We start from the raw sequence: 17,656 nt of genomic DNA on the forward strand, positions 1-17,656 counted from the left end.
AGGGAGAGGGCGGCCGCGGCAACGGCCGCCCATGCCTGCAATAAGCGGCTAACGAAGCCATTTATGTCTTCGGAAGTCAGTCCCGGCCCGCCTGGTAGAATAGCTGCGGCGTATCCGCAGATGAGCCGGTGAAGGCGTAGACGTTATACTCGGCGTCGGAATCGTCACCCATTCCAAGCGAGCCGGCCGGCATGCCCGGTGCAGCAATTCCACGCATATCAGGTTCCTCGCGCAACAGCTTGTCGATCGCATCGAGCGGAACATGTCCTTCGAGGACGTATTGTCGCTCTCCGTCGAGAACGGCGGTGTGGCAGCCTTCGAGGTCAGGCGAAACTTCGGCCTGCTTTTTAATCTGTGTCAGATCCTCCAGATCTTGGACGGTGACTGCGTAGCCTGCGTCTTTCATGGCTTCGACCCATGCTTCGCAGCAGCCGCACCACGGCGTCTTGTAGACCGACATGGCGGTCGCGGCTGCGGCCCTGCGCCCCGCCAAGGGCGAAGAGAGAAGTAACGGCGATAGTTTTGAGGAGCGTTTTCATCAGGGTAAACCTTTGCGAATGTTGAAACGGCCGTCTCCGCGAGGTGCTTCGAAAATGGAGCGCGGGAGAACCGGACTGAGACAGTTTGACCAAGGTGGGTGGCCGTACCGAACGAAATTTCGTCAGGTGAAGTCAGATGATCGTTATGACGCAGTGAAGCGTCACGCCGATGTCGTGCCGGCATGCGGACCGGCGAACTGTTCAGACGGAAATCGGAGGGCGGAAGAGGAGATTGCCGATGCCCTGCATGTCAAAGGCGACGGCCGGCAAAATCGAGGCCGAGGCCTTCGTCGCGATGAACGGTGCCTGCGGAAGGATGGAAGGGACGCAATGCATCGCACAGGAGGTATGAAAGACCGGATCCCCCTTGGGGTCGTCTGCACAGCACTTCTTCATCATTTTCAAGTGCGTTTCGCCGCTATCGGCCGCGTTGATATCGGTATGTTCAGCGGAAGACACATGAATTATCGACGCGGCAAAATGCATCGCCCCCGCCGGCCAGTAGAGCATGAAACCGAGCAGACACAAGAGGACGATGGCGAGCCGATTGCGCATGATTCGATAATATCGCCGACCGCATGGCTTTGCCAGCAATTATGGCTGAGCTTTTTATTTGGGCGAACCGGTTTCCAGAGTAAAATACGTACCGCTGGACGCGCTCAGAGAATTCGGCGCAAAATCAATGGCCTGCTACTGCGCTAACGGAAGGGTTGGTGCTGGTGCTTGCGCCAGCAGATGGCGTGGGAGAAGCTCAAGCTAGGCGGAAAGCGGATTATCTTTCGCCCAATGATAGAAATCCTGCAGCCGGTCTGCCAAATCCTTTCCCTGTGCCTTGGAGCGGTAATGACGGTGACTACGTCGCCGTTGGAGTTGTTACGACGCCTACTCCATTTGTCGAGCTGGAGTAGATACCGGTATTCGGTCGATCCGTCGAACGGTGTCAGCATCAGCATTCTTGCGGGTCCAACGCAAGAGATCGGCGGCAGCTTTCGAGCCGGGAATGAGGCTTCCGATGGTGATTTCGATCCCGGCATTGAGCACCATGCCGGATGCTCAAAATGCGACTTTGCCGTGCTGGCCGCAGAAATGGCTGCACCCAGAAGGAAACGGACACTATTTCGCAAAGCACAACATCAAACGCGACGATTTGAGCCGTTCAATTCATCAGTCAGGGTGATCACGCCGACGAAACCATTTTCGCCTATACCGATTGCAACGCAATTAAGCCAATTGGATAGTATATGGATACTCCAAGGCGACCGGCTTAAAGTCTAATATTCTCCACAGGCGGGTTTGCGCTCGCGGGTGCACGTGCCAGAGTCGTCGCAGTCAGAGGTATGAGACAGCCACTCAAAAAAGTACGAAGCCGTTGGATCATAGGGAAGGAGCGACAGGCCAACTAATGATGGGTTCATCATTAATTTTCCAAAAGTCGAGTTCTCCGAAGCGCCCATCTTCTGTGAGTAGCAAGGAGGCAATAATTGGAACTTCATCGTCATCTTCAAATTCGTGAGAAGCAACGGAGAGTACGCGACACCCCGCAGGGCAATAGTCTGCGCGGATCGAACCCATCTCCTGATTCACTACCCAAACACGCTGCCTAGCGGGCAGAGAAAGTTGCACGCCACCGGCCAGCGCCAAGAAAGCAATGAGCCGCTTCTCCTTTGGGTCAATTTGCCTCATGGATCCGTCCAATATTCACGGTGCCATCTGGCAGCTTGAATGTGTTGTACTGAAGGCGGACACCGTCAATGTTCACAAACCGAACATTGAGACCGTCGGAAAGATCAGCTACTGGCGGAAGGTCGGTCACCACCGCATCCTGCACACGCTGTCGGCTCATACCGAGTTCGTCTTCAACATGGCGCCAAACGTGATAGTCCTGATTGGTGTTGCGGCCAAAAGAGACCCCGTCGGGGATTGTAGCCCTCGCACCGATGTTCGCCAGGATATCATCGGAAAGCGAAACCGCCTTTCCAGTGGCCTGCTCGATGACAGCGACAACTTCGTCGCCTTTACGCATGACCAACATGCCGGACGCCACCGAGATCGCCGGTGAAAGGCTTGCGCCTCCCAAGGCATCACCTGCCCAAGCCTCAGCGAGGGCGATGCCCATCTCATTGAAACAGAGGGGATTTTGCAGGCAAGTTATCGCTGCCGGTATGGCGCTGGTGGCTATGATGTAGCCGCCGGCCGCAATGGCCCCTCCAGCTGCCCCTATACCAAAACCATTCAGGACAGCCTGAAGCTCGGCCGCCTCGCGACCTGATATGGTTCGGCTAATCTCTTGGCGAAGGCCAGTGTTCTGATCGAAAGAAATGCTTGGTCCTGGGCGAGTTTGTCCGGCTAGGCAAACATTCAAATCTCACAGCTGTAAATGTCAAACTTCTAAATCAGTGATTTGTAATATCCGTTCTTTCATATCTTGGAGAATTAGGGAAAGCGACTTCACGTCTTCATCTGTAAGTCGTTCGTCCCCCATGCCGATAGCTGTTCCAACAATGGTCTCCGCCTCAGCAGCGGCGTTATCAAGCCTTGTAAATTCGCCATTGAGAGTGCTGAGCAAAATTCTGATGTCTGATATTCGATTATGCGCGACGATACTCGTTCGCCCCCAATCTTGATTCAGTAGCTCAATGAGCCTTCCAACATGAAAGTCCTTGTCCATACTATTGCCTCGGAGCGGTAATGACGGTGACTATATCGCCGTTAGAATTTGTTACGACGCGAACTCCATTTTTGGAGCTGTAGTAGACACTAGTATTAGGTCGATTTCCCGCCCCCAATAAATTGCCCGGTGATACCGTGTCTTCAACGACGCTTGGTGGAATACCTCGGTTTTGCATTTGATCCAGTGCATGACCGGAATACGTTCTATTACCTATCGAAGTCGGTGAATTTCGAACAGGTTGGTATGTTGGCTGCTCCAACGGGTTTCCTCTGCTACCAGAAAAACCAGTAGGTTCCTTATCTGCAATTCGGTCAATCCGACGAACGGTGTCAGCGTCGGCATTCTTGCGGGTCCAACGCAAGAGATCGGCCGCGGCCTTCGAGCCGGGAATGATACCACCGATTGTAAATTCTAAGCCTGCATCGAGCGCGGCCTGTTTTGCCATGTCTTCTGCCTGGCCGCAGGCAGCCATATCGCCACCGTTGCAGGCATAGACTGCCACGGAGATGTCAACGGCATCCTTGGCCACAAGCACCTTGTCGGCCGTCTCGAGGATCGCGGCGATGATGATGACGGCAGGAATCCAGAACGCATTGTTTTCCGCCGCAGTACCCCCGGCAGCAGCCCCAGTATCGACATCGCCGCCAGCCAGAGCAGCAGCCAGACCGCCGGCCACGCGGGCGACCTCAACGCCGTCTGCCCGCCACTCCTTGACCATCTCGATCGCCGCTGTTCGGGTAAGATCACCCTTGGCCAAAGCGGCATGAAGACGCATTTCGAATAGCTCGGCCGTGAGTTCCCCAGCCACCGCGCCGCCGGCGCCGCTGGCGCAGGCGCCGGACGAGATTGTCCCTGTCGCGCACCCCAGAGCCGCATGGGCGATCAGCTGCGTCGCCTTGTCGATCTGGCCGGTATGGTAGGAGCGGCCGATCTCGGTAGCGAGCGAAGCGCCGAGCGTATCGGCTGCCGCCAGACGCAGGGCCGATACCAGGCTGTCATCGAGCGTGCGGCCTTCGACTGCGCTCTGCACGCCGATCTTGATCGCCGCGCGAAGAAGGTTGCGCTGGGCTGCGTTGGCGAAGTTCTGACTGGCACCGAGTTCGATCGATGTCGCCGGAATGTTGGCCCGGTTCAGGACGCCCTGCGTTAAACCGGCGGTGAGCATGGCTCCGACAAGCGTCCGGATGGAGTCTTCGGAGCCCAGTTCCTTCAGCGTTGCGCCAATATCGCCCTGATTGTTGATCAGTGAAATCGAGGTCTGCGTGGCAAGCGACGTAAAGCCGGCTTCCATCGCAGCGGACGCAATGCTTCCCTGAGCGAAGCCGAGGCCGGATGCAAAGCTGCCACCGACCCCTGACGTCACGGTCGAGACGACCAGTGCAACCAGCGCCGCGCCGGCCTGGGTCAATCCCTGATCTTCGTAGTCCCAATCGTCGACTCTTGGCCGAACAGCCTGCCAGTCGACATTCGGGCTGGATCGCAGATCGCCCATCCATTCCAGGCCGTCATGGGTCCGAAAGTTCCGCGACGGCGGCGTCGAGATTGGCCTGCGCTTCATATTCGACGACGATGCCGTCACCCGCCTCGATCCGGATGCCGCCGCCCGCCTTTATATGCGTGTGTTCGATGACCTCTCGAGAGAAGCCTTCATCGCTGCTGTTCCACCAGAAGAGATCTTCTTCGGCTTTCTTGTCCTGTTGGAATGTCCGGTCTGTGCGGGTTTCGATCGTGACGCCGCCATTGGGTGTTCGCAGCGCGATTTCACCATCGGCGGAAATATCCGGCGCTCCGAGGGTGATGTCGCCTTGCCGCGATGCAATGTCCACATCGCCGCCGGCCTCGATTGTCGAGCGTACGGTCTTTGTTTCCGCATTCTGACGTTCGATATTGGTCTCCACGCCAAAGAGACCGCCACTGTCGATGTCGAGCTTGAGATGAATGGCATTCAGGCCGGTCGAAGGCTGACGCGGCGATTCACGATGGAGGGCCGCAAGGAGGCGCGCATCACGGCGTTGGTCGCTGCCAGCGTCGTCGAGCACGTTCTTCGGAGCGACATTTCTCCAGGCATTCATCACATTGAGCAGATCTTGTCGATCGATAGGCTCGCGCCTCGAATTTCGTCTGATCCCGGCATGGCTTGCGACGTAACGCTGAATGCTTGATCCCTTGCCTATGGGTTGGTGGGCAGCAATTTGCTCGAGTGCGCTTCTATTCCACTGGGCTCGCCCTGCCGCACTGCTCGCCCTCAAATTTTGATCCGAGATGAGTTCGCAGCCGTTTAGGCAGAGGTATGGCCCTCCTGGCGATGCTTCAGCACCAGGGTCCGCCCCGCACCCCATTTCGGCCATTTGGCCCGATTTTCTTCTCCAAAAGCTCACAGTCCGTCTAGGCCGTTGCAAAGTCGGAACGGACCAAACAAAAGCTTACCACGACTGATCTGCAACTCAGTGGCGCCTGATTCTTGGGTCCGTCTCAGAACTGTCAGGACGTTTTGTGATGCCATACTGCTCGCCTCAAGCAGAGTCCTGCCCATCAAAAGCTTAACGATCAGCAGCGCGGTGAAGAGGTCGCCAGTTGCACAGGGCCGTATCGGAAGCCGGGGTGAAGGAACTGGCTCGCGTCACCGAGGAGCGCGACATCCTAAAGAAGCGGCCGCGTATTTGGCAGGGATGCAAAGTGAAGTACGCGTTCTTTGCCCTGCATCGCTTGTAGTTTTCGGTGCGGACGATTTGCCGCTTTCTGCAGGTTCATCCGAGTGGGTTTTATGCTTGGTTGAACAACCCGCTGAGCAGGCGAGCCAACGAGGACAAGTGACAGAAGGCGGCAAATCGTTGCCCGCATGGCACAAGCGCCCGAGTTCCTCACCTTCGACTGAAAGGACCCATTTATGAGCATTCCTCTTTCCAAATCCCGCCGTGTCGGCTCCACACTCTATCTGTCGGGCGAGCTCGGTTTCGACCCCAATGGAAAAATCCCCGAGGGCATCGAAGCGCAGACCGAGAACTGCATCGCCAACATCAAGGCAACGCTCGCCAAGGAAGGACTGGACCTGTCGCATGTGGTTTCGGCAACCTGCTACCTGACCGATCCGGCGGACTTCGCGGCCTTCAACACAGTCTACGCAGCGGCGTTTCCGCAACCCTATCCGGTGCGCACCACGCTGGCAGCGGCGCTGATGATCGACGCCAAGGTCGAGATCACCGTGATCGCCGAGGGCTGAGTGGATGGCCGACATCCTCGTTATCGGCGCCGGCATGGCCGGCATCGCAACGGCGCTGAGCCTGCAGGCGCGCGGGCACACGGTTCGCGTCGTCGACAGGCGTGGCCCGGGCGAGGAGACCAGCCACGGCAATGCGGGCGTGATTCAGGCGGAGGCGCGCGCGCCTTACGCCATGCCGCGCGATCTGGGCACGCTGGTTCGTTACGCGTTGGGCCGTTCCAACGATCTGCGGCTCGATCCCCTTGCCCTGCCGGGTGCTGCAAGAGCGCTTATGGCCTATTACCGTCATTCCGCGCCATCCCGCCATCAGGCGGCGACCCGCACCTATTCAGCACTGATCGCGCGAGCGACCCGGGATCACGGCAAGCTGAGTGCGGAGGCCGGCGCGGAGCAACTGATCCGAAGGACGGGACTGGGCGAAATCATCGACCGGCCCGCCGATTTCGAAACGCGCGCACGCACGGCCGAGCGCCTCGCCTCCGAATACGGGCTGACGCTGCGCGTGGTCGATGGTGCCGCGCTTGCCGCAGAGGAACCGGCGCTGAGGCCAACGTCGGCTGGCGCGGTCCTGTGGGACGACAGCTGGAGCAGTCCCGACCCCGCAGCCTTGGTGCAAAGCTATGCTGCCTTGTTCATAAGGCGCGGCGGCGAACTCCTCCGGAGCGAGGTTCGGACGATTTCGGAGTCGGAGCAGGGATGGCGGCTTTCAACCGAAAAAGGCCCTCTGAAAGCGGAGCATCTGGTGGTGGCACTGGGACCGTGGTCGCCCGCCATGCTCAGACAGCTCGGTTACCGCATCCCGATGGTGATGAAGCGGGGCTATCACGGGCACTTTGCCATGGAGGATCAACTCGGCAGACCTTATCTGCTGGCCGATCACGGGGTCGTCCTGTCGTCGATGACGCGCGGCTTGCGGATCACCACTGGGGCGCATCTGGCCCGTGCGGGCGCCAAGCATGATTTTCGCCAGCTCGAGCACGGGACAGACGCGGCGCGCATCATACTCGATATTGGCGATGCGGTGCCCGACAGCCTGTGGCAAGGTACGCGCCCCTGCATGCCGCGCATGCTGCCGATGGTTGGACAGGCGCCTCGCCACGCAAGGCTGTGGTTCAATTTCGGTCATGGCCATCAGGGATTTACACTCGGCCCAACCACGGGCGAGATCCTCGCTGACATCCTCGACGGCCGCCGCGACGCGCTGACGGCGGCGTTGGCGCCCTGACACGCCTCAGAACGGAAGGGGGGCGTTGTCCTTGACCTCTTTCATGACGAAAAAGCTGCGAATTTGCCGGACGCCCGGCAAGGCGATCAGCCTCCGGCCATGCAAGGCGTTGAAGTCGGCGATGTCGCGAACCCGGATTTTCATGAGGTAATCGAAATCGCCCGCCACGAGATTGCAATCCAGCACTTCGGGCATGGCCGTCACCGCGTCCTCGAACGCGGCAAAGCTCTCGGGCGTCGACCTGTCGAGGACGACTCCGACCATCACCAGCGCGCCGAGCCCGATGGCGGCCGGATTGATGCGGCCGCGTACATCCAGCAGATGACCCTCTTCGACTAGGCGCCGCATACGACGATGGCAGGTCGCCGGACTGACGCTCACGCTCTGGGCGACTTCGGCATTGGTCAGCCGCCCGTCCTGTTGCAGCAGCCGAAGAATTTTCAGGTCGATCCTGTCCAATTCAGATGTGAAAGATTCTTCCATTATACCACTTTTCATATTCTTTTTATTTCATATAATAATTGATGATATATATCAATGCAAATAAAAATCACAAAATTAGAAAGCACATTTCATATCCTGCGTCGTAACATGGCCTCAATCCAACATGGAAGGAAGATCATGTCCCTGCTTGAAAAATTCGACCGCTACCCGCTGACGTTCGGACCGACGCCGATCGAACATCTGCCCCGCCTGACGGAAGCCCTGGGTGGCAAGGTCGAGGTCTACGCCAAGCGCGAGGATTGCAACTCCGGCCTCGCCATGGGCGGCAACAAGCTGAGAAAACTGGAATATATCGTGCCAGATGCCATTGCTTCGGGCGCGGATACGCTGGTGTCGATCGGCGGTGTGCAATCGAACCACACCCGCATGGTGGCCGCGACCGCCGCCAAGATCGGCATGGGCTGCGTCGTCATCCAGGAAAAATGGGTTCCCCATTACGATGCGGTCTACGACCGGGTGGGCAACATTCTGATGACCCGGCTGATGGGCGCCGATTCACGGCTCGTCGACGACGGGTTCGACATCGGCATTCGCAAGAGCTGGGAAGATGCGATCAAGTCCGTCGAGGAACGGGGCGGGAAACCCTATCCGATCCCCGCCGGCGCTTCGGTGCATAAATACGGTGCGCTGGGCTATATCGGCTTCGCCGAGGAAGTCGCGCAGCAGGAGGCCGAACTCGGCTTCACCTTCGACTATATCGTGGTCTGCGTCGTCACCGGCTCCACCCAGGGCGGCATGATCGTGGGCTTCGCGGCCCAGGACCGGGCCGACAGGGTGATCGGCATCGACGCCTCGGCGACGCCGGAGCAGACCCGAGCCCAAGTACGTTCCATCGTCGACAACACCGCCGAACTGGTCAATCTCGGCCGCACGGTGCGCGAGGACGAGATCGTGATCAACGAGGATTACGCCTATCCCGCCTATGGCGTGCCCTCGGAAGAAACCAATGAGGCGATCCGGCTCGCCGCCCGCACCGAGGCGATGATGACCGACCCGGTCTATGAGGGAAAATCCATGCAGGGCATGATCGATCTCACCAGGAAGGGCTTCTTCCCCGAAGGCTCGAAAGTGCTCTACGCCCATCTGGGCGGAGCGCCCGCCCTCAACGGCTACAGCTATTATTACAAGGACGGCTGACCCCCCCTCACTGCTCCACTCCAACTCGTAGCCATTCCGGACAGCAGCCATGCCAGGGGAGAATATCGCTTGACTACCGCACACCTGAAAACCATCGAGCAGCGGCTTTTGTGGCTGTCTCACTGGATGATCCACAATGCCAACCATATCCGCCCGAAGGCGGACGGCATCAAGGTGGGCGGGCATCAGGCGTCATCCGCCTCGATGGTGTCGATCATGACGGCGCTCTATTTCACGGCGCTTCGGCCAGAAGACCGTGTCGCGGTCAAGCCGCATGCCTCTCCGGTCTTTCATGCGATGCAGTACCTGATGGGGAATCTAAGCCGCGAGCCGATGGAGAAGTTCCGCGGATACGGGGGCGTGCAGAGCTACCCGAGCCGGACCAAGGATGTCGACGACGTCGATTTCTCGACCGGATCGGTCGGGCTCGGCGTTGGCATTACGGCGCTTGCGTCCCTGGTTCAGGACTTCATCGCGGCAAAGGAGTGGGGCAGGGACACCAGACTGGGTCGCATGATCGCGCTGGTGGGCGATGCCGAGATGGACGAGGGCAATGTCTACGAGGTGTTGCAGGAGGGCTGGAAGAACGAGCTCCGCAACACCTGGTGGATCATCGACTATAACAGGCAATCGCTTGACGGGATCGTCCGCGAAGGTCTGTTCGAGCGGATCGAAAAGATATTCGAGGCATTCGGCTGGGATGTCGTTCGGGTCAAATACGGCGTGCTGCAGCGCGCCGCGTTCGGGGAGCCGGGCGGCGACAAGCTTCGCGACTGGATCGACGGCTGTCCGAACGCCGAATACGCGGCCTTGACCTATCAGGGCGGAGCCGTTTGGCGCTCGCGGCTGATGGACGATCTGGGCGATCAGGGGGATGTGAGCGCGCTGATCGACCGCCGCTCGGACAGCGAACTGGCGGCGCTGATGGAAAACCTCGGCGGCAATTGCGTGGACAGCATGGCTGAGGCCTTCGCCGCCATCGAGCACGACCGTCCGACGTGCTTTCTCGCCTATACCATCAAGGGTTGGGGCACGCCGATCGCCGGCCACAAGGACAATCACGGCGGGCTGATGACCAAGGCCCAGATGGCCGGCTGGCAAGAGCACATGGGTGTGCCGGAGGGGCAGGAATGGGAGCCGTTCGCGGCGGTCGAGGATGTCGCCGGGCTCAGGGATTTCCTGTCCAGGGTGCCGTTCTTCTCGCGCGGAACGCGGCGCTATTCCGACGAAAAGCTGCCGTCTCCAAAAATCGAATTTTCAGCCGACCGCGAGATCTCGACCCAGGCCGCCTTCGGCAAGATGCTCGATGAGGTGGCAAAAAGCGACAGTGACCTTGCGGCGCGGATCATGACCACGTCGCCGGACGTGACCGGGACCACGGGACTGGGCGCGTTCGTCAACCGGCGCAAACTTTTCGCGCGCAAGGCCGAGGACGACGCGTTCATCAAGCACCGGATCCCGTCGACCGCGAAATGGAATTTCGCCCCTGACGGTCAGCACATCGAACTGGGGATCGCGGAGATGAACCTGTTCCTTCTCTTGGGAGCGGCGGGCCTGTCCCACAGCCTCTGGGGAAAGCGGGTGATCCCGATCGGCACCGTGTATGACCCTTTCGTGCATCGTGGCCTGGATGCGCTCAATTACGCCTGTTACCAGGACGCGCGCTTCATCATCGTCGGCACGCCGTCGGGCGTGACGCTGGCGCCCGAGGGTGGCGCACACCAGTCCGTCGGCACGCCGCTGACCGGCATGGCGCAGGACGGGCTCGCGAGTTTCGAACCTGCTTTCGCCGATGAGGTCGCCGTCATTTTCGAATGGGCCATCGACTATCTGCAGCGCGATGGCCAGGGCGATCCGGACGAGCGCACATGGCTGCGCGACGAGACCGGGGGCTCGGTCTATCTCCGGCTGACGACCAAACCTCTGGAGCAGCCGATAAGCCGTGCCGATCATGGTTTCCGGCAGGGCACGATCGATGGCGCCTATTGGCTCCGCAAGCCAGGCCCCAACTGTTCGGTCGTCATTGCCTATCAGGGCGCGGTCGCGGATGAAGCGATCGCCGCGGCCGGCATGATCGGCGAATACCGCCGGGACGTCGCCGTGCTGGCCGTTACCTCCGCCGACCGGCTGAACGCGGGCTGGACCGCCGCGACGCGTGAACGGGCGCGCGGAAACCCGATGGCGATATCACATATCGAAACGCTGCTCGGCGGCCTTCCGAGCTATTGCACGCTGGTCACCGTTCTGGACGGCCATCCGGCAACGCTGTCCTGGCTCGGGTCCGTTGCCGGGCACAGGACCGTTCCGCATGGGGTCGAGCATTTCGGTCAGACCGGCACGATTGACGATCTTTCCCGGCATTTCCTGATCGACCGCCACGCGATCGTGGAGTCCGTGAGTGAACTGACCGCCGGCAGTCGCGTTCGGCGGGTCGGCGGGTAGATAGCGGTTGCGGGCCGAGGTTGAACAATCCGGATTGAGCAAAGGACAATGCTGACGGCGTTTTCACTCGAAACAGACGTGTTGACAGATGGCGTACTCGGCTGAGGCGCGGCCGGTCAACGTTTGCTTCGGTGGGCGGGCTCACACCGCGATAGCCGCCTGCTTCGCCGGTCTCCGGCAACTCTCCTCAACCGTCGGCAAATCCCAGTCGTTTGCAATGGCTCTTGAGCGCCTCCACGAAGCCGTCGACATATCTGGACGGCGCTCTGAGTCGGGGCAGGTAGATGCTGTAGTCGTATTTGAGCTCAGGGAGAAACGGCCGCGTGACGACGCCGGACGACCGCCAATGCGCGGCGGAGAACGGCTCGAGTATCGATATGCCCAATCCTTGCGCCACGAGGCTGTAGGCAATCGCGGATCGCTTGACGTGGAAGTCGATACGCGGGGGAGGTTCGAGGCTCGAAAACAGTTCCTGATGTCCTCTCCAATCGAGTTCCGGTTCGGCGTCGAGCGCGATCAGGCGTTGCTCCCGCAAGTCTTCCAGCGTCACCACCTCCTTGCGGCACAACGGGTGGTCTTTGGGCAAGACGCACTGGAAGCGCGCCGAGACCATCGGAATTTTCATCAGGTCGCCGGCGGTTTGTATGTCGTTGCATACCAGCAGATCGATCTCGCCATTCTCCATCATTCGCCTGGCTTCGACGGGGCCGCTTACCAGAATGGATGCCGAAAAATCCGGATGCTCGCTTGCGAAGTGGGCGATGACCTCCGGCAGAAAGACCTGGGAAAGGGCCGGGTAGCAGGCGAGGTTCAACCCCCTGTTTCGTCGTGCCTTGATCTCCTGAACCCGGGAGGAAATGCGTTCAATGCCGATATAGCTCTGCTCGATTTCTTTGAAGAGCGCCAGTGCTTCCGGGGTCGGAGAGACATGCCCCTTGCGGCGTTCGAAAAGCGGGAATCCGAGCTGCCGCTCCAGCTTGGACAACGTTCGGCTGACCGTGGGTTGCGAGGTATGAAGCGCCGCCGCCGCCGCCGTGAGCGTGCCCGACCTCACCGCCTGGTAGAACACTTCCAGATCACGAAAATTGAGGCTCATTCGATATATCCCAAATGCATTACTTTTGAAAAAAACGATATTTTGAATCATGTCAAGCTTCTGTCACCATGCCCGGGAAATGGAATTTACGGGACGGATATGCAGGCCAGCGACACACTCACCATTCTGGAAAAACTCGTGGCGTTCGACACCACCTCGCACAAGAGCAATCTGCCGCTCATCGAGTATGTCGAGACCTTTCTGAAGCAGCACGGAATCCCGTCGCATCGGGTGTCGAGCGCGTGCGGACAAAAATCCAGCCTCTACGCGACCATCGGTCCCGAGGCGCCGGGCGGCGTGGTCTTGAGCGGCCATACGGACGTCGTTCCGGCCAGTCCTGACGATTGGTCATCAGATCCGTTCCGTCTCCGGATCCAGGACGGTAAGGCATTCGGTCGGGGCACGACCGACATGAAGGGGTTTCTCGCGGTCTGTCTGGCCGCAGTGCCGAAGATGTGCGCCGCGCCGTTGTGCCGTCCCGTCCATCTCGCGTTCAGCTTCGACGAGGAGCCCGGCTGTCTGGCCGCGCCGGAGATGATCGCCGAGATGCACAAGACGCTCCCCGATGTCTTGATGGTGATCGTCGGCGAACCCAGCGGAATGAAAATCGCCAATGCTCACAAGGGCGTGCTGATCCTGACGGTTACGGTCACCGGCATCGAGTCCCACTCCAGTCGCCCGGATATCGGTGTCAGCGCCATCGAAACCGCGTCGAAAATGATTGCCGAACTCTATGACATCGAGGATCTGGCAGGCGATGTCAAAACGAGGCCGACGCTCAATGTCGGCCTAGTCGACGGCGGCACCGCCAACAATATCATCGCCGGCTCGTGCACGTTCACGATCGGGCTGAGATACCTCAGGGACGAAGATCTCCGCGCGGTGGAGACGCGCATGCTCAGCATTCTGGAAGCGGCCGACGCGAAACTCAAAAGCGTCGACGCGAAGCTCGGCGTTTCCTGGAGCAGCTACTTCATTCCCTCGCTGGACCCCGAAAAGGACACCTCCGCCGAAACGCGCCTGAAGCACCTTCTGGGCGTCAACCAGAGCATCACGGTTCCGTTCGCGACCGAGGCGGGCCAATTCCAGGAGGTCGGCTGGTCAACCGTGGTGCTGGGTCCCGGGCATATCGACCAGGCGCATACCGTCGATGAGTTCATCGAAGTGTCTCAACTCGAAAGCGCTATGGAGGCCATTGAAACAATAATCGCGCACCAATGCCGATAATCCAGTTTTTCCCACAATCACAAAACTGATCCGGAGGGTTCAATGAAAACAGGAAAATTATGCGCAGCGCTACTTTTTGGTCTCGCTCTGGCCGGTCCCGCGGCGGCGAAAGACTTCAAATTTGCCTATCAGGGCGAGATCTCCACGCTTGATCCGCACAGCTTGAACGAAGTCTTCACGCTTGGCATGCTGGGGAACGTCTACGAGGGGCTCACTCTCTACAGCGACAGCATGGAACTCGAGCCCGGGCTCGCGGTCAGTTGGGATCTGACATCGCCGACGACATGGAACGTCAAACTGCGCGAGGGCGTCAAATTCCATGAAGGTGGAGATTTCGACGCTGACGACGTGATCTTTTCCTGGCAGCGCGGACTGACGGAAGGTTCGGACCAGAAAGGGCGTGCCGGGCTGATAGAAGAGATCGTCAAGAAGTCTCCCTATGAGATCGAGATCAAGACCTTCCAGCCCTATCCAATCCTGATGCAGGAGATGACCTCGTTCTACATCATGGACAAGGAGTGGTCCGAAGAGAACGGCGCGATCGAAGCTTCCAGCATAAAGGAGTCCGCAAATCCGGGCTATGCCGGGCAGCATGCCAATGGCACCGGACCGTTCCGTATCACGGACCGGCAACCGGGCGTCTCCACAACGTTCGAACGGTTCGACGGCTACCGGAACTCTAAACTCGCCACCAATGTGACCCGCGCCGAATTCGTTCCGATCCAAGAGCCGGCAACGCGCGTATCTGCACTGATCTCGGGTGAGATGGACATGATTTTTCCGGTTCCCGTGCAGGATTGGAACCGTCTGGAAGGCGCCGATGGCGTCTCTCCGCTTTCGGGTCCTGAAATCCGCACCATGTATTTCGGCATGGACCAGGACCGCGACGAACTGCTGTTCTCTTCGGTCAAGGGCAAGAACCCGTTCAAGGATCAGAGGGTCCGCGAAGCATTTGCGCATGCTATCAACGTCGAGGCGATTGCCGAAAAGGTGATGCGCGGCGCGGCGACGCCGGCGGGCATCATCATCGCCCCTCAGGTTAACGGCTTCGATGCCTCGCTCAACACACCCTTCGCCTACGATCCGGAGAGGTCGAAGGAACTCTTGGCCGAGGCGGGCTATCCCGACGGTTTCTCGATCACCCTCGACTGTCCCAATGACCGCTATGTCAACGACGAGAAGATTTGCGTCGCCGCCGCAGGCATGCTGAGCAAGGTCGGGATCGACGTCGATGTCGTGGCCGAGAGCAAGACGCGCTATTTCGGCCGGGTATTCGCACAGGGCGGCTACGAGACCAGCTTTTACTTCCTCGGCTGGACCCCGGCTTCGGTTGATGCACACAATTCGTTTTTAAACATCCTGGCCTGCCGCGACGAAGCGAGCGGTGCGGGTGCCTACAACCTCGGAAACTACTGCAACGAGCGCGTCTCCGAGATCACCAGCATGATCGCCTCCGAGATCGATCCGGAAAAGCGCCAAGCGCTGATCAGCGAGGCCTTGGAGCTGTCGCGCGACGACATCGGTTACATCCCGCTGTTCCAGCAGCCGCTTTCATGGGGCGTCAAGGACAACATCACCCTTGCCCAGCGAAGCGACGATGTCCTGGATCTGCGCAATGTAGTGATCGGCGAATAATTAGAAGCGAACCCGCCGGTTGGCGCCCGTCGCCGACCGGCAAAGCTACGACACGGATAGAGCATGCTGTCTTTTATACTGAACAGAGTAATGCACGGCGTGGTGGTGATGGTCGCGGTCGCCCTGATTTCTTTTTCCATGATCTCGTTCCTTGGCGACCCCGTATCCAACATGGTCGGTCAGGACACGACGGTGGCCCAGCGGGAAGAATTGCGGCAAAGCCTTGGGCTGAACGATCCCCTGCCGCTCCAGTTTGCGCGTTTCATAGACAATGCCGTCCGCGGAGATTTCGGGCTAAGCTACAGCTTGCGGGTTCCGGTCAGCGAACTATTCGCCGAACGACTGCCGGCCACGCTCGAGTTGTCGATTATCTCTGCGATTTTCGCGATGGTCATCGGCATCCCGCTGGGCATTCACACCGCCATTCATCGTCACAGCCTGACCACCCAGACCATTCTGACGACGTCGCTCGTCGGCGTTTCGCTGCCAACCTTTCTCATCGGCATCCTGCTCATCCTGATCTTCGGCGTGGTCTTGCGCTGGCTGCCCACTTTCGGACGTGGCGAGGTGGTGATGATTGGCGGCTGGAGCACGGGCCTGCTGACCGTCTCCGGACTGCGCTCGCTCATCCTGCCGGTTGCCACGCTGACGATCTTTCAGTTGACGCTGATCATCAGGCTGGTGCGGGCGGAGATGATGGAGGTACTGCGGACCGATTTCATCAAGTTCGCCCGTGCCCGGGGTATCCGGCGCCGGTCGCTCAACTATCGCCACGCGCTGAAGAACACCTTGATGCCGGTCATCACCGTCGTCGGTCTGCAACTGGGCAACATCATCGCCTTCTCGTTGATTACCGAAAGCGTTTTCCAGTGGCCGGGCATGGGACTGTTGTTCGTGCAGGCCATCGGCAATGCCGACATCCCGGTGATGGTGGCCTACCTGATGATCATCGCCCTTATATTCGTGCTGATCAATCTGATCGTCGATCTGCTGCTCTTCGCCCTCGATCCGCGCCTCCAAAGTTCGGGAGCCAAGTAATGCGCACGTTCCTTTCCCGGCTTCTCGAGACCGATCTCGTCTACAATTTTACCCGAAGCCGGGTGGCCGTTGTGTCGGCCATCGTCGCCCTGGCTATCATCGTGTGCAGCCTGCTGGCGCCGGTGCTGGCGCCGCAAAACCCGTTCGACTTGATGTCGCTCGACATTATGGATTCCAACCTGCCTCCCGCCTGGGAGGAGGGCGGCGATCCGCGCTATGTGCTGGGCACCGATGATCAGGGCCGCGACATGCTCTCGGCCACGCTCTACGGGCTTCGCATTTCCCTGATCATCGGGGTGCTTTCGGTCGCGCTGTCACTTGTGGTCGGCGTCGCTCTCGGCCTGATCGCCGGCTATCGGGGCGGCTGGATCGACACCATCATCATGCGCGTCGCCGATGTGCAGCTTTCCTTCCCGGCGATCCTCATCGCGCTGATCGTCGACGGGGCCTTCCGGATCCTGCTCGACAAGTCGGTGCACGACCGCGCCGCGATCTATGTCATCATCCTCGCCATCGCCGCCTCGGGCTGGGTGCAGTATGCCCGCACAGTGCGCTCGAGCGTGCTATCGGAAAAGGGCAAGGAATATGTCGAGGCGGCCCGGATCATCGGCCTTGGACCGCTGCGGATCATGGTTCGCCACATCCTTCCCAACGTCATGGGTCCGGTCTTCGTCGTCGCCACGCTGCACATCGCCATGGCCATCATCATCGAGGCGACTCTCAGCTTCCTGGGGCTCGGCTTGCCACCCACCACGCCATCGCTCGGCACGCTCATCCGCACCGGCAACGAATATCTCTTCTCCGGCGACTGGTGGATCACGATCTTTCCCGGCGCCGCGCTGATGATCTTTTCGCTATCGGTCAACCTGTTCGGCGACTGGCTCCGCGACGCGTTGAATCCCAAGCTCCTTTAGGACGAGAC

Annotated in this window: 18 protein-coding genes and 1 pseudogene; 10 read left to right on the forward strand and 9 right to left on the reverse strand. The window is 59.6% G+C overall.

The window, feature by feature from the left end; all coding sequences use genetic code 11:
• Positions 1-76 precede the first annotated feature (76 nt).
• Positions 77-460: a DUF411 domain-containing protein gene (locus D8780_RS03160; protein ID WP_121644323.1), complete on the reverse strand. Its 384-nt coding sequence runs from the start codon at positions 458-460 to the stop codon at positions 77-79.
• Between the two features lie 280 nt (positions 461-740).
• Positions 741-1,094 carry a hypothetical protein gene (locus D8780_RS03165; protein WP_121644324.1) on the reverse strand — a complete coding sequence of 118 codons (354 nt, stop codon included), beginning with the start codon at positions 1,092-1,094 and terminating at the stop codon, positions 741-743.
• 168 nt (positions 1,095-1,262) lie between these two features.
• On the opposite strand from D8780_RS03165, the gene D8780_RS03170 reads away from it, so the two are divergent.
• Positions 1,263-1,814: a hypothetical protein gene (locus D8780_RS03170; RefSeq protein WP_147440271.1), complete on the forward strand. Its 552-nt coding sequence runs from the start codon at positions 1,263-1,265 to the stop codon at positions 1,812-1,814.
• A 99-nt stretch (positions 1,815-1,913) separates the two neighbouring features.
• On the opposite strand, the gene D8780_RS03175 is transcribed toward D8780_RS03170, so the two are convergent.
• The 5 genes from D8780_RS03175 to D8780_RS03195 form a co-directional block, all read right to left on the reverse strand.
• On the reverse strand, positions 1,914-2,222 hold the full coding sequence (locus tag D8780_RS03175) for a DUF6984 family protein (RefSeq protein ID WP_121644326.1): 309 nt from the start codon (positions 2,220-2,222) through the stop codon (positions 1,914-1,916).
• Positions 2,209-2,562 (reverse strand): hypothetical protein, encoded by a 354-nt coding sequence (locus D8780_RS03180; RefSeq protein ID WP_147440272.1) that lies wholly within the window; start codon positions 2,560-2,562, stop codon positions 2,209-2,211. The genes D8780_RS03175 and D8780_RS03180 overlap by 14 nt, the downstream gene beginning before the upstream one ends.
• Before the next feature lie 357 nt (positions 2,563-2,919).
• Positions 2,920-3,207, reverse strand: a complete 288-nt coding sequence (locus D8780_RS03185; RefSeq protein WP_121644328.1) for a hypothetical protein — start codon at positions 3,205-3,207, stop codon at positions 2,920-2,922.
• 1 nt (position 3,208) lies between these two features.
• On the reverse strand, positions 3,209-4,618 hold the full coding sequence (locus D8780_RS03190; RefSeq protein WP_158598427.1) for a DUF637 domain-containing protein: 1,410 nt from the start codon (positions 4,616-4,618) through the stop codon (positions 3,209-3,211).
• A gap of 97 nt (positions 4,619-4,715) precedes the next feature.
• Complete coding sequence (locus tag D8780_RS03195; protein WP_158598428.1) at positions 4,716-5,282, reverse strand: hemagglutinin repeat-containing protein; 567 nt, start codon at positions 5,280-5,282, stop codon at positions 4,716-4,718.
• 532 nt (positions 5,283-5,814) lie between these two features.
• On the opposite strand from D8780_RS03195, the pseudogene D8780_RS03200 reads away from it, so the two are divergent.
• The 3 genes and pseudogenes from D8780_RS03200 to D8780_RS03210 form a co-directional block, all read left to right on the forward strand.
• A pseudogene (locus D8780_RS03200) lies at positions 5,815-6,018 on the forward strand (IS3 family transposase); the annotation flags it as partial.
• Positions 6,019-6,097: 79 nt separating this feature from the next.
• Positions 6,098-6,430, forward strand: a complete 333-nt coding sequence (locus tag D8780_RS03205; protein ID WP_121644331.1) for a RidA family protein — start codon at positions 6,098-6,100, stop codon at positions 6,428-6,430.
• Between the two features lie 4 nt (positions 6,431-6,434).
• On the forward strand, positions 6,435-7,655 hold the full coding sequence (locus D8780_RS03210; RefSeq protein WP_121644332.1) for an NAD(P)/FAD-dependent oxidoreductase: 1,221 nt from the start codon (positions 6,435-6,437) through the stop codon (positions 7,653-7,655).
• 6 nt (positions 7,656-7,661) lie between these two features.
• Here the strand turns inward: D8780_RS03210 and D8780_RS03215 are convergent, their stop codons facing one another.
• Positions 7,662-8,138 (reverse strand): Lrp/AsnC family transcriptional regulator, encoded by a 477-nt coding sequence (locus tag D8780_RS03215; protein WP_121644333.1) that lies wholly within the window; start codon positions 8,136-8,138, stop codon positions 7,662-7,664.
• 138 nt (positions 8,139-8,276) lie between these two features.
• Here D8780_RS03215 and D8780_RS03220 point away from each other — a divergent pair, with 138 nt between their 5' ends.
• Together D8780_RS03220 and D8780_RS03225 are read left to right on the forward strand one after the other, a co-directional pair.
• Entirely contained in the window at positions 8,277-9,296 is a 1,020-nt protein-coding gene (locus D8780_RS03220; protein WP_121644334.1) for a 1-aminocyclopropane-1-carboxylate deaminase, read from the forward strand.
• Positions 9,297-9,422: 126 nt separating this feature from the next.
• Positions 9,423-11,738 carry a transketolase gene (locus tag D8780_RS03225; protein ID WP_121646328.1) on the forward strand — a complete coding sequence of 772 codons (2,316 nt, stop codon included), beginning with the start codon at positions 9,423-9,425 and terminating at the stop codon, positions 11,736-11,738.
• A gap of 187 nt (positions 11,739-11,925) precedes the next feature.
• Here the strand turns inward: D8780_RS03225 and D8780_RS03230 are convergent, their stop codons facing one another.
• Positions 11,926-12,834, reverse strand: coding sequence for a LysR substrate-binding domain-containing protein (locus D8780_RS03230; protein ID WP_158598429.1), 909 nt, complete (start codon positions 12,832-12,834; stop codon positions 11,926-11,928).
• On the opposite strand from D8780_RS03230, the gene argE reads away from it, so the two are divergent.
• From argE to D8780_RS03250, 4 genes are all read left to right on the forward strand, one after another.
• On the forward strand, positions 12,751-14,061 hold the full coding sequence (gene argE / locus D8780_RS03235) for an acetylornithine deacetylase (protein WP_199699545.1): 1,311 nt from the start codon (positions 12,751-12,753) through the stop codon (positions 14,059-14,061). The genes D8780_RS03230 and argE overlap by 84 nt on opposite strands.
• Before the next feature lie 42 nt (positions 14,062-14,103).
• On the forward strand, positions 14,104-15,696 hold the full coding sequence (locus D8780_RS03240; protein WP_121644336.1) for an ABC transporter substrate-binding protein: 1,593 nt from the start codon (positions 14,104-14,106) through the stop codon (positions 15,694-15,696).
• A 63-nt stretch (positions 15,697-15,759) separates the two neighbouring features.
• Entirely contained in the window at positions 15,760-16,734 is a 975-nt protein-coding gene (locus D8780_RS03245) for an ABC transporter permease (RefSeq protein WP_121644337.1), read from the forward strand.
• The gene (locus D8780_RS03250) at positions 16,734-17,648 is read left to right on the forward strand and encodes an ABC transporter permease (RefSeq protein ID WP_121644338.1); all 915 of its coding nucleotides are present in this window, start codon (positions 16,734-16,736) and stop codon (positions 17,646-17,648) included. Before D8780_RS03245 ends, D8780_RS03250 begins: the two co-directional genes overlap by 1 nt.
• Positions 17,649-17,656: the final 8 nt, after the last annotated feature.

Origin of the sequence: Notoacmeibacter ruber (assembly GCF_003668555.1) — a bacterium.
Taxonomy (GTDB): Bacteria; Pseudomonadota; Alphaproteobacteria; order Rhizobiales; family Rhizobiaceae; genus Notoacmeibacter; species Notoacmeibacter ruber.